The 11,424-nt window shown below is 40.1% G+C and carries 12 protein-coding genes and 2 pseudogenes; 9 read left to right on the top strand and 5 right to left on the bottom strand.

The window, feature by feature from the left end; all coding sequences use genetic code 11:
• The 4 genes and pseudogenes from LC586_RS31860 to LC586_RS31875 form a co-directional block, all read left to right on the top strand.
• A pseudogene (locus LC586_RS31860) lies at positions 1–253 on the top strand (IS630 family transposase); the annotation flags it as partial.
• A 32-nt stretch (positions 254–285) separates the two neighbouring features.
• On the top strand, positions 286–855 hold the full coding sequence (locus LC586_RS31865) for an IS607 family transposase (RefSeq protein WP_229489451.1): 570 nt from the start codon (positions 286–288) through the stop codon (positions 853–855).
• Complete coding sequence (locus tag LC586_RS31870) at positions 846–2,057, top strand: RNA-guided endonuclease InsQ/TnpB family protein (protein ID WP_229489453.1); 1,212 nt, start codon at positions 846–848, stop codon at positions 2,055–2,057. Before LC586_RS31865 ends, LC586_RS31870 begins: the two co-directional genes overlap by 10 nt.
• Positions 2,058–2,125: 68 nt before the next feature.
• A complete protein-coding gene (locus LC586_RS31875) occupies positions 2,126–3,094 on the top strand; it encodes an MDR/zinc-dependent alcohol dehydrogenase-like family protein (protein WP_229489454.1) in 969 nt (322 codons plus the stop codon).
• 18 nt (positions 3,095–3,112) lie between these two features.
• Here LC586_RS31875 and LC586_RS31880 read toward each other — a convergent pair.
• Positions 3,113–4,291 (bottom strand): annotated as a pseudogene (locus LC586_RS31880) (RNA-guided endonuclease InsQ/TnpB family protein).
• A 63-nt stretch (positions 4,292–4,354) separates the two neighbouring features.
• Here LC586_RS31880 and LC586_RS31885 point away from each other — a divergent pair.
• Complete coding sequence (locus LC586_RS31885; RefSeq protein WP_229489455.1) at positions 4,355–4,549, top strand: hypothetical protein; 195 nt, start codon at positions 4,355–4,357, stop codon at positions 4,547–4,549.
• A 128-nt stretch (positions 4,550–4,677) separates the two neighbouring features.
• Here LC586_RS31885 and LC586_RS31890 read toward each other — a convergent pair whose 3' ends face one another.
• From LC586_RS31890 to petP, 4 genes are all read right to left on the bottom strand, one after another.
• Positions 4,678–4,965: a hypothetical protein gene (locus LC586_RS31890; RefSeq protein WP_229489456.1), complete on the bottom strand. Its 288-nt coding sequence runs from the start codon at positions 4,963–4,965 to the stop codon at positions 4,678–4,680.
• A gap of 83 nt (positions 4,966–5,048) precedes the next feature.
• Positions 5,049–6,095: a chlorophyll synthase ChlG gene (gene chlG / locus LC586_RS31895; protein ID WP_229489457.1), complete on the bottom strand. Its 1,047-nt coding sequence runs from the start codon at positions 6,093–6,095 to the stop codon at positions 5,049–5,051.
• A gap of 92 nt (positions 6,096–6,187) precedes the next feature.
• Entirely contained in the window at positions 6,188–7,288 is a 1,101-nt protein-coding gene (locus LC586_RS31900) for a Get3/ArsA fold putative tail anchor-mediating ATPase NosAFP (RefSeq protein WP_229489458.1), read from the bottom strand.
• 120 nt (positions 7,289–7,408) lie between these two features.
• A complete protein-coding gene (gene petP / locus LC586_RS31905; protein WP_109011400.1) occupies positions 7,409–7,600 on the bottom strand; it encodes a cytochrome b6f subunit PetP in 192 nt (63 codons plus the stop codon).
• Positions 7,601–7,902: 302 nt separating this feature from the next.
• Between petP and LC586_RS31910 the strand changes: the two genes are divergently transcribed.
• From LC586_RS31910 to LC586_RS31925, 4 genes are all read left to right on the top strand, one after another.
• Positions 7,903–8,721 carry a Uma2 family endonuclease gene (locus tag LC586_RS31910; RefSeq protein WP_229489459.1) on the top strand — a complete coding sequence of 273 codons (819 nt, stop codon included), beginning with the start codon at positions 7,903–7,905 and terminating at the stop codon, positions 8,719–8,721.
• A gap of 142 nt (positions 8,722–8,863) precedes the next feature.
• A complete protein-coding gene (locus LC586_RS31915) occupies positions 8,864–9,670 on the top strand; it encodes an ABC transporter permease (protein ID WP_229489460.1) in 807 nt (268 codons plus the stop codon).
• Positions 9,671–10,411, top strand: a complete 741-nt coding sequence (locus LC586_RS31920; RefSeq protein ID WP_229489462.1) for an ABC transporter ATP-binding protein — start codon at positions 9,671–9,673, stop codon at positions 10,409–10,411.
• A 168-nt stretch (positions 10,412–10,579) separates the two neighbouring features.
• The gene (locus tag LC586_RS31925; protein WP_229489464.1) at positions 10,580–11,284 is read left to right on the top strand and encodes a hypothetical protein; all 705 of its coding nucleotides are present in this window, start codon (positions 10,580–10,582) and stop codon (positions 11,282–11,284) included.
• The last annotated feature ends 140 nt before the right edge of the window (positions 11,285–11,424 follow it).

Genomic DNA, 11,424 nt, shown 5'->3' on the forward strand with positions numbered 1-11,424 from the left:
TATTTAGACTCTTTAAATCGAGAACTAGAAAAAGAACAATGGTTGATAACTTGTAAACGGTTTGCGCCAAATGCTCCACAACTCTCATCCTGTAGAAGATATTTGGCTACAAGCTAAAAAATTGATTAGAGAGTTCTATTTTTTTTGTCATTCTTTCTCTGTAGTCAAGGCATTATTTGAGTTAGCAATCAATGGTCAAATTTTTGACTTTCCTAAGCTCAATGAGTACGGTAATTTCTCACGAATGATTTAGGACTGCTATAGACATAAGTCAAGGTTAGTCCAATGAAATTATCAGATTATGCTAAGTCCCTTGGAGTAAGCTATAAAACAGCTTGGCGAATGTGGCAAAGAGGAGAACTTAATGCAACTCAATTACCAAGTGGTACTGTAATAGTTAAATTAGATCAGCCAACTAATAAAGGTGTAGTTATATATGCAAGAGTTAGCAGCAGTGAGAATAAGTCAAATTTAGATACACAAGCTGCGAGATTAGAAACATATTGTACAGCAAAAGGTTATCAAATTATTCGCATTGTCAAAGAGGTTGGCAGTGGAGTAAATGACAATAGACACAAGTTAATAGACTTATTGCATAAAGATGATTACTCGTTAATTGTTTGTGAACACAAAGACAGATTGTCTCGTGTAGGATTTAACTATTTAAAAGTTCTTCTTAATCAATTAGGGCGAGACATTGAAGTAGTTAATTTAGCTACGGAACGGACTGATGATTTAATGCATGATTTTGTTTCCATCATTACTTCGTTCTGTGCAAGACTTTATTCTATTAGGAGACGTACAAGAAAAACTGAATGCATAGTTAAATGCTTGCAGGAGGATGAATGCAATTAGTAGAAAAACATGTGATTCACAAATCACACAAAAACTATCAAGAAATAGATACACTATGTTTCTTGTCTAAAAATCTTTATAACGCTGCTAACTACTTGATAAGACAATCTTTTATTAAAGATAGAAAATATCTTAATTACAATGAAATACAACGTGTAATGCAGTCGTCAGTTGACTACAAAGCTTTGCCAGCTAAGGTTAGTCAACAAATATTAATGATTTTGGATCGTAATTGGAAAGCATTTCAAGCGGCGCTCAAGTCATACTTTCAAGATACGTCTAAATTTTTCTGTAGACCAAAACTACCAAAATACAAACACAAAACAGAAGGTAGAAATATTGTTGTTTATACTGTACAGGCTTTGTCCAAGCCGTTACTGTCCCAAGGTTTTATTCAACCCAGTAAAACTAATATATCTATTCCTACTAAGGCTCCAAATATCGCTCAAGTAAGAATAGTTCCAAAACTCGATCATTATGTTGTTGAAGTAATTTATGACAAGCAATTAGAGAAGAATGATTTAGATTATAGTCAAATAGCCTCTGTTGATTTAGGACTTAATAATTTAGCTGCTGTAACTTTCAATCAAACCGGAATTAAACCGCTTTTGATAAATGGCAGACCGTTAAAATCTATTAATCAGTTCTTTAATAAACAGAAAGCTTTTTTACAATCAATTGTTAAAACTGGCACGTCTAAAAAACTGCAAAAATTATCTACTAAGCGTAATTTTAAAGTTGATGATTATCTGCATAAGGCTAGTCGATACATAATCAACAAGCTTGTTTTCCTTGGGATAGGTACATTAGTTATTGGTAAAAATGACAACTGGAAGCAAGAAATTGCTCTCTTGAGTCGAAACAATCAAAACTTTGTACAAGTGCCTCACGCTATTTTTATTAACAAGCTTACTTACAAAGCTGAACTTGCTGGAATAAACGTGATTCTAAGTGAAGAATCATACACTTCAAAAGCTAGCTTTCTAGATTTAGACAATATTCCAGTTTACAAAAAAGGCGTTAACCATAATTTTAGTGGCAAACGAATCAAACGCGGCTTATATAAAGCTTCTAGTGGTCAGTTGATAAATGCCGATACAAATGGCTCTTACAACATAATGAGAAAAGCAGTCCCTAACGCCTTTGCAGAAGGGATAGAGGGCATTGTAGTTTGTCCAGTGAAGGTAAAACTTCCAAACTAATAACTTGGACATTTGTCTATATTATTAGCAACTATGACAACATAATTAGGCAAAGGACATGAAGAGAAATGAAAGGACTTTGGCTCGAAAACAACCAGTTGCAACTACGCACGGATATTGCCATTCCTGAACCACCACAGGGAGAAGCCTTGGTGCGTGTCTTGTGTGCAGGTATCTGTAACACTGACCTGGAACTACTTAGAGGCTACTATCCCTACACTGGTATTTTAGGGCATGAATTTGTCGGTGTTGTCGTACAAGGGCCAGAACACCTAGTTAACCAACGCGTAGTTGGGGAAATCAACGCTGTGTGTGGGCATTGTCGGTTTTGTCGTAATGGACAATCAACTCACTGCGAAAATCGCACAGTTCTAGGTATTGTCAACCGAAATGGAGCCTTTGGTGAATATCTCTGTTTGCCAGTGGAGAACTTACATTTAGTACCTGATAATGTGCCAACAGAAGTAGCAACATTTACCGAACCTATAGCAGCAGCTTTAGAAATTCAGCAGCAAGTGTCATTGCATCCAAATGATCGGGTGCTAGTGGTTGGAGATGGCAAACTAGGGCAGTTAGTAGCCCAGACACTTGCCTTAACTGGCTGTGAACTTTTAGCTGTGGGGCGTCATCGAGACAAACTGGCTAATTTAGAGGCACGGGGGATCAAAACGAGTTTAGCCGACACTGTTACAGATGGATATTTCGATATCTCAGTAGAGTGTACTGGCAACCCAGAAGGATTTGCGATCGCCCGTCGCGCCCTACGTCCCCGTGGTACATTAGTGCTTAAAAGTACTTATGCAGGCAACCTCAGCCTGGATGCTTCCTCATTAGTAGTGGATGAAATCACTCTCATCGGCTCCCGTTGTGGCCCCTTTCCCCCAGCCCTCCAGTTGCTAGCCAGAGGACAAGTTGATGTGCAACCTCTCATTCAGGCTTCATACCCCCTCATTGAAGGGCTTGCGGCTTTTGAACACGCTCAGAGTCGCGGTGTTTTGAAGATATTGTTAGAGATTGTTGACACTCCCCAGCCATAAATGGCGGGGATTCTAGCATCACTGACGTTCTTTGCTTTTACAGGTCTTACGACCAATAGAAGTAGAGAGAACGTCTCCACTAGCGTTACTTTGGATCTGCCCGACCCTAGCGTTTACACGACTTAAAATTACTTTGGCAGCATTCACATCACGTTGTTCTAGATACCCGCACTTGTTGCAAGAATGCGTTCGGGTACTTAAAGATTTTTGGACTTTAGCACCACAATTACTGCATTCAATACTAGTAAAGTGGGGAGGAACCGCAATTATTTCCCGGACATACTTCTTTCCAAAGTATTCGAGCCACTGGCGAAAGTTGTACCAAGAAGCATCAGTTATACTTTTGGCTAGCTTGTGGTTTTTGACCATGCCGGAAATATTTAAGTCTTCCAAGACTACCTTAGCGTTAGCCAGGGTTAAGTTACGTGCGATTCTCTTCGCATGTTCATTCCTTTGTCTTGTTACTTTTAAATGTTTGCGTGCATAAACACCACGAGCTTTTCTTCTACCAGATGACCCTTTTTTCTTCTTATAAATGTTACGTTGAACCCGCTTGATATTTTTCTCTGCCTTGCGGAGAAATCGCGGATTCTCTTCATGGTTGCCGGAAGAATCAGAGTAGAAATATTCTAAGCCAACGTCAATACCTATCTCTGATGTACTTGGTGGTGCATCTTGCTGGTTATCCACTTTGACGCAAAACTGCACATAACATCCATTAGCGCGACGCACAATCCGAACTCGTTTAATTAGTTCAACGGGGTATTGATGAATATCCCATTTACCTAACAACTTGAGTTCACCAATACCTTTTTTATCAGTAAAAGTTATCCGGCGTTTTGTTGGATGTAACTTCCATCCAGACACTTTATATTCAACAGAGCGGCTGTGTTTTTTAAACTGCGGATAACCCTTTTTACCAGAATTCTTCTTTTTGCAGTTATCAAAAAACCTATTGATAGCACGTTCTACATTTTCTACAGATGCTTAGCAAGCGTGGCTATTTAAATCATTAACAAACTTGAATTCTGATCTTAACTGAGTGTTGTACTGGTAAAGCTCTTTCTTACCTATGCCTCGGTTGTCTATCCAATATCTGAGAACTTTATTACGCACAAATTGAGAGGTGCGAATAGCCTCGTTTATTGCTACTGATTGAGATTTCTTGATTACCGCTTTATATTCCAGAACTAACACCCTTAAATCACCACCAAAGACCTTGCTAGACTATGATCTAGATTATACACAATATCTAAATGTATGACAAATAAAAAGCGATTAAGAAATATCCCGATATTGCACTCGGAGGTGAAAAAAAGACATCAAATAGTTGTAACACCTACAGCCTGGAAGAATATGAATCAAGTTGCGACTGAGCGTGGCATCAGCATTAGTGAATTAATCGAAGAGTTTGGACGGCGATTAAAATCGCCTGCGGCTTACCCCCATAAATAAATTTAGTTGCTCTGCACGCCGCGAAGTACTTGGTCAACAGTGATTGGGCATTGGGCATTGGGCATTGGGAATAGTTATTCTTCTCTACTCCTCTGCTTCCCCTGCTTCCCCCACTCCCCACTCCCCAACTAATACAGATAAGGATTCGTCTTCGGTTGATAGTCAGGACAATGGATTGCTTCTTCTGTATTGGCAGTAGATGGGCGTACAGTACATTTAAGACGGTAATTGTCGGTAAAAAATTGGCAACCACTACAAGGAATTTGATGCATTTGCTTGGCTGTAGTCACACTATCTCGCGCCGCCGTCCAGAGACTCAAAACAGCGAGAATAGTTACAGTCCAAGCAACGACAAAGCAAATGGGGACTAAAAAAGGTTGAATCCCATGAATGAGGAAAGAGATCAGTTGCAACACGATATGTCCTGATACAAACTAGGAGTTAAAAGTATATTAACTCCTAACTCCTAACTCCTAGCTTCTGGCTATGGAAGTATAATTTAAATGCCAGCATGACCCAGCGCTAAACCTGTTACCAGCATTCCTAGAACAAGGAACGGTTGGGCGCTGGCTTGGTACTTAACATCATTCTTCACGGGGTCACGTAGGAAATACATATCCTGTAAGGTGATTTGCGGAATGATTAACAGTACTAGTATTGTTGCATACAAATTCTCATGGATGCTGACGAGATAAGCTGCTATCAATCCTTGAAATACATCAATCGTTACTACACAAATCCATGCCGCAGTGGTGATGCCAAACATTACGGGTAGTGACTGTAATCCTAACTGGCGATCGCCTTCTACACTCTTAAAATCATTAACAATGGCAATACCCAATCCAGCCAAGCTGTAGAACATTGTCAAAATTACGATTGTGGAATTGAGATCACCAAACAAAGCGTGTCCCGTAGACCAAGGTAGGGTGATATAGCTTGCACCCAAGGCGTAGCTACCTAGCCAGCCGTTTTGCTTGAGTTTCAGGGGAGGTGCAGAATAAATGTAGGCGATGAAAGAACCGATAATCGCGATCGCTGTAATTGTCGGGAATTCATGACCAGACCACACATCCAGCGCAAATGCCAAAGCAATACCAGCAATTAGTAATACCCAAATCTGAATAATTACCTGGGGTAGGGGAATTGCCCCAGAGGGAATCGGGCGATAGGGTTCATTGATGGCATCGATTTCGCGATCGTAGTAATCGTTGAGAATTTGGGTGTAACCTGTCATTAATGGCCCAGCCAGCAGCATACAGGTTGCTACCTTCAACACATTTTCCAGCGTCCAAGTATAGTTACCAGAAGAAGCCGCACCACAGACTACGCCCCAAATTAGGGGAATCCAGGTAATCGGCTTCATTAGCTGCAAACGAATTTTCCAAATTGAAGTTTCCCCAGACGCTGCACCTTTCATTCCTAGCAGTTGCCTAGTTTTCGCACTGCGATCGGCAGATGCCATCGCTTTTTCGCTAGGATTATTTGCCACTGAGTCTAATACCTCAGATGGGTTAGGGTCTGGGGTAATGGGAGTTGATTCTGACATAAAGCGTATTTTTTTTAGAGTCAGGAGTTAGGAGTTAAAAGTTATGAATTATTGTTTTATTCCTAACTCCTCACTCCTAACTCCTAACTAAATTAAAACGAAATTATCAAATAATTATTCTGAAACTTTGCTCCAGCAACGGGTCTGCCACTGAGAGCCGGAGGTAAGGGAATATTCCGTCGCTGATCTCCTGCTTCTACCGTGACTTCTGGCCCATATTGGGTAAGCTTGACCTGCTTTTTGTCAAACCCTGGCAAGAATAAGCGTACTTGACGATTGTGGATATCTATTTCAATTGGTTTGGGAGCCTGTAACGCTTGTGCTTCAAAGTTGGGTAGGGCGTCTATCAGTGGTTGCCAGTCAGCTGTTGACGAGTCGGGAACGACGCTTACAGGTAGGGGGGTAAATTCCTGTGACAGGTTGGCATTTGTCTCAGTAGATACAAGCAGAACACCACCAACAGTTAAACCAATTTGTTGAGCGCTACCCCATAAATAACGAGCATTTGCTACCTCAATGGGATCTCCTCTGGTCACTAAAAAAGCAACGAGACGCTTAGGATCAGCAAGAGCGGCTCTCCCCTTTTCTAAGAAATTATTGACTTGGTTAGTGGGGCCTGCAAAGTTATCTGCTGTCCAGTTGACATTGAAAAAGCTGCTAATTAGTGGCTGAATTAAGGGCGATTCAGTAATCGTTTTCCCCAAATCGGAGTTGACAAACAATTGCCGAAATCGCCGGATATACCAACTGAGAGATTCTGGCAAACCCAACATCCGCAACGTTAAAGAGTCACCCGTGCCATCGTAGACGATCGCATCATATTTGCCACTGGCATCATATTCGCGGATAGCATTCAGGGCGAGGGCGTTGTCCATGCCTGGTAATACTACCAGTTCTTGACCAAAAACGTCTTTGAATATGGGTGTGCGGAGATATTGCGCCTCAAGTTTCTTCACTTCGTCCCAGTTGCGTTCTAGTAATACAGATGCTTGAAACTGGACTACTTGTAAATTGGGAGCGATTTCCTGGGGATCGGCAGCGATGGGAGTACCCAGCAGAATTGACAATGTTGGTTCTGCTTGTCCTGCTAGAAGTACGCGCTTGCCTTGACTTGCCAATAATTTGGCGGCGGCGATCGCAATTTTGGTACGAGCGGTGCCGCCTTTGCCCAAAAATGTCAATATTAGAGCCATTACTTGATTCCTATTTTCACCGCCGATCTTTTCAACTCCAACTTAGCACTCAACAAAGAATCTCAGCCTGTGCAATAAATTTCAGATGCCAAGAAAAACTTGGATCTGAGTTCTTGACAACTACACAGGTTTGATTTCATCTTCAAAAAACCAAGTAGAAGTGTTGTCGTCAAACAGCACTACTACACCGATCCCACGACCATCGGTGACTTTGTAGCCTTGGATGATACCCACTTGCCCTAGTTTTTTTACAACAGGGGCAGAGACGCGATCGCGCAAACGAAAGACTTTAACCTTTTGTCCGATTTCCATGCCTGATTACAATTCAGATAAACCAAGTCTCAGTGTAGCGGAATCCGTGACTCAGCTCTCACAAATTCAGCAAAGATAAGGAAGATAAGGAAGAATAACTCCTGACTTAACAGCTTAAAATTAAATCAACAACTAAACAGGCTATTGCGGCGCAACAGGTAGCTGTTGAGGCACAGCAACAGGCATCAGAAGCGCAATTGCGGTTGGAACAAGAACAGCTGCTTTGGCAACGGTTGGCGGAACATTTGCGATCGTTAGGAGTTAATCCAGATAGCTTGAGTTAAACAACAAAGGTAGTAGTCATGTATCAAACAGATCCACCCCGTCCGCCACAAGAAACCATGCCTACGATGTATGATTTACCCAGTGAATTAGTAGGGGAATCCGGTTTGCCAGATGAATTTCACCGCATTCAAGCGGATTTGCTCAGTGAGACTTGTCAGCCTCTGACTTATCCATCTGAGGAAATTTTACTTGCTAGTGACTTGAATCTTTACTACGACCCCCGCCATACTTTGTGGTACAAGCGTCCTGATTGGTACATGGTTTTAGGACTACCTAGTGCTAGCCAACAGCAAGACCTGCGCTTAAGTTACGTCATTTGGCAAGAGGGAGTTGTTCCATTTTTAGTAGTTGAATTACTTTCACTAGGTACAGAACAAGAAGACTTAGGAAAAACACTGCGAGAAGTAAACCGACCCCCAACAAAGTGGGAAGTATATGAACGTATTTTGCGGGTTCCCTACTATGTTGTCTACGATCGCTATGAAAATCGTTTGCGTGCTTTTCAACTCATAGGCACTCGCTACGAGGCAATATCTTTACCAGAGAACCGCTTCTGGCTGGAAGAGTTAGAACTAGGATTGGGTCTTTGGCAAGGTTCTTATCAGCAGACAACAGGTTTGTGGTTGCGTTGGTATAATGCAGCAGGTTGGGTACCAACGCGAGGAGAAAAAGCTGAACAAGAGCGCCAACGGGCTGAACAAGAACGTCAACGGGCTGAACAAGAACGTCAACGGGCTGAACAAGAATATCAACGGGCTGAACAAGAATATCAACGTGCAGAGCGATTGGCAGAGTATTTGCGATCGCAAGGAATTGATCCGGAGAGTTTAAGTTAGAGCAGAAAGTATCAATAGTTTATATATCTAACAGTGCGTTTTAAAATAAAGTTTTTAATGGTACGCTAATGCGACAACGTGCGCTCTTATACTATAAGATTTGCGAAGAACTTGTTTGTGCTGTGTGTGGTAGTTTCTAAGGATGATAATTTCGCCTAAAGGTAATTTAACTTGGTTGCAAGTGCGGCGCTATTGGGAGTTGCTGTATGTTTTAGTATCGCGTAACCTGAAAGTGCGCTACCGTGGGTCATTTTTAGGTGTATATTGGTCGCTGCTGAACCCGTTGATTATGACTGGTTTATATACGGCAATCTTTGGCGCGACTTTCGCCTTATATTATGGCAATTCCATAATTAACTATGTATTGGCAGCGTTTACAGGGTTAGTGGTCATCAATTTTTTCTCTGCTTCTACCTCCCAGGCATTGAGTAGTGTAGTTGGTAATGGCTCACTTCTGAATAAAATTCGTCTGCCAGTAAGCGTTTTTCCTCTATCTATGATTACAGCAAATGTATTTCAGTTTACAGTGGGAACATTGCCCTTACTGGCGCTGATGACTTTTCTTAATTCCAAGAGCCTAGTAAATGTGCTGGCGTTGGTGTTTCCATTTTTGGCACTAGTTTTAGTTTGTACAGGAGTTGGCTTTCTTGTAAGCGCTTTATACGTATTTTTTAGAGATTTACCTTATTTATATGAGTTAGTTGTATTTGTGATTTGGCTCAGTACCCCTATATTTTATCCAGCAGCTATTGTTCCACCGCAGGTAAGGCAGTTTTTAGGTTTAAATCCATTAGCACCGATTATTGAAAGTCTGCGTCAAATTACATTATCAGGGAATCCACCAGATTTAGGTTTAATTTGGGGCGCCTTACTTAGTGGCGTAATTATTTTGACCCTGGGATGGACTTGTTTTCATGTGTGGCGACATCAGTTTATGGATTTACTATAAATGGAAATAATTCGCCTGAATAATGTTTCGCTATGGCGACGAACGCAAGAAGAGTTTTCCTATGACTTAAAGAAAACACTTCTATCTGTTTTAGAAGGTAAATATCGTCAAACCTCAAAGAAATTAGTTTTAGAAAATATTAACTTGGTAGTTGAAAAAGGAGAAAAAATAGGCGTAATTGGTGCGAATGGTTCTGGTAAATCCACGCTGTTAAAGATCATTTCTGGCATTCTTCAGCCTACAAATGGAACAGTAAGAGTACGTGGTCAAGTAGCTCCTTTGATTGAACTGGGAGCAGGATTTGACTCAGAAATTTCTGTGATGGACAACATTGTACTTTATGGTGTATTGTTAGGTTTTTCTAGGGCTGAGATGAAACAAAGAGCGCATTCTATTTTGGAATTTGCCGAATTGGACGATTATGCTTTGATACCAGTTAAAGGTTTATCTTCGGGTATGGTGGCAAGGTTAGGGTTTTCTATTGCAACAGATGTACAGCCAGATATTTTGATTTTGGATGAGGTTTTGTCAGTAGGAGATGAGAGTTTTAAAAATAAGTGTAAACAAAGGATCGATAATTTTTGGGATGCAAAAGCTACTGTTTTAGTTGTTTCTCATTCAATGGAATTTATTACTGATTCCTGTGAGAAAGTTATTTGGTTAGAAAAAGGTAAAATTCGGTTTTCAGGAAGTGCAAAAGAAACAGTCAAACAATACATGGAATTTGTAAATATTGCATAGCTATTATAATAAATTTAAGTAATATAAAACTCTATTTGATCCTATTATATAATCTTTATTTAAAGAGGAATAAGTGCTATACAATAAAAATACGATCATCTACATTTTTATCAGATTTTGTTGGTGAAGTTAACTTAAATTCTGAGTATGTGAGGGTGAGGGTTTATCTTGAATATTGAAAACCAAATTATCATCGGCAAGTATGATACAAATATTTTTCCATTTGCTGAGATTTTTGCTGAACATTGTTCAGAGACACTAAATTGTAGTGAACATTATAAGCTGCATGAATACATTGCAGACAATTTAAAGCCTAATAAAATTCTGCGAGTCGGAGAAGATCAAGCTACTTACGCTCATAGTGTTTTATATAAGATTGACCCAAGATATCAGAAAGATCCTGAAATTAAAAGCAAGGTAAAAGATCGAGCATTTATCAAAACTTATGAGCGTTTTATTGGATTCTTAGAGGCAAGTGTATTTTTTGAAAAGTTAGTTTACCAAAAACTTCCTACCTTAAGAATACACCTCCCCAATAATCTGAGCGTAGGTGAGTACCACAGAGATCGTGATTACAACCATCCAATTGAAGAGATAAATATTTGGGTTCCAGTTACAAAGGCTAAGGGAAGTGCTACTATCCAAATGGAAAGCTCCTATGATGCTGGTGATTTTCACCCTATTGAAGTTGAATATGGTGAGTATTTGATATTTGATTCGGGGCTGAAACATGGTAATGAAGTCAATATAGAAGGCTACACTCGAATCAGTTTTGATTTCCGAGTCATTCCAATATCAAACTATAAAGTTAGTGACTTATCATCAATTAATCAAAAAATGAAATTTGCAGTCGGAGATTATTACAGTTATTAAGGAAGTTAAAAATTGATTCCCTCTCGGTGGAAAATTACCTATTATATATTTGACTCTTTTTTGTTTTCTGAGGTGAATCCAGACTAAACAAAATAAAAAAGATAACACAATAAAAGGAGTAATGGGCTAAAATATGGATT

It is taken from the genome of Nostoc favosum CHAB5714, from assembly GCF_020829495.1.
GTDB classification, from domain to species: Bacteria; Cyanobacteriota; Cyanobacteriia; order Cyanobacteriales; family Nostocaceae; genus Nostoc; species Nostoc favosum.

Excerpts from the sequence above, each read along its gene's own strand:
- LC586_RS31865 (WP_229489451.1), top strand. The coding sequence starts at position 286 with ATGAAATTATCAGATTATGCTAAGTCCCTTGGAGTAAGCTATAAAACA.
- LC586_RS31870 (WP_229489453.1), top strand. The coding sequence starts at position 846 with ATGCAATTAGTAGAAAAACATGTGATTCACAAATCACACAAAAACTAT.
- LC586_RS31875 (WP_229489454.1), top strand. The coding sequence starts at position 2,126 with ATGAAAGGACTTTGGCTCGAAAACAACCAGTTGCAACTACGCACGGAT.
- LC586_RS31885 (WP_229489455.1), top strand. The coding sequence starts at position 4,355 with ATGACAAATAAAAAGCGATTAAGAAATATCCCGATATTGCACTCGGAG.
- chlG (WP_229489457.1), bottom strand. The coding sequence starts at position 6,095 with ATGTCAGAATCAACTCCCATTACCCCAGACCCTAACCCATCTGAGGTA.
- LC586_RS31900 (WP_229489458.1), bottom strand. The coding sequence starts at position 7,288 with ATGGCTCTAATATTGACATTTTTGGGCAAAGGCGGCACCGCTCGTACC.
- petP (WP_109011400.1), bottom strand. The coding sequence starts at position 7,600 with ATGGAAATCGGACAAAAGGTTAAAGTCTTTCGTTTGCGCGATCGCGTC.
- LC586_RS31910 (WP_229489459.1), top strand. The coding sequence starts at position 7,903 with ATGTATCAAACAGATCCACCCCGTCCGCCACAAGAAACCATGCCTACG.
- LC586_RS31915 (WP_229489460.1), top strand. The coding sequence starts at position 8,864 with ATGATAATTTCGCCTAAAGGTAATTTAACTTGGTTGCAAGTGCGGCGC.
- LC586_RS31920 (WP_229489462.1), top strand. The coding sequence starts at position 9,671 with ATGGAAATAATTCGCCTGAATAATGTTTCGCTATGGCGACGAACGCAA.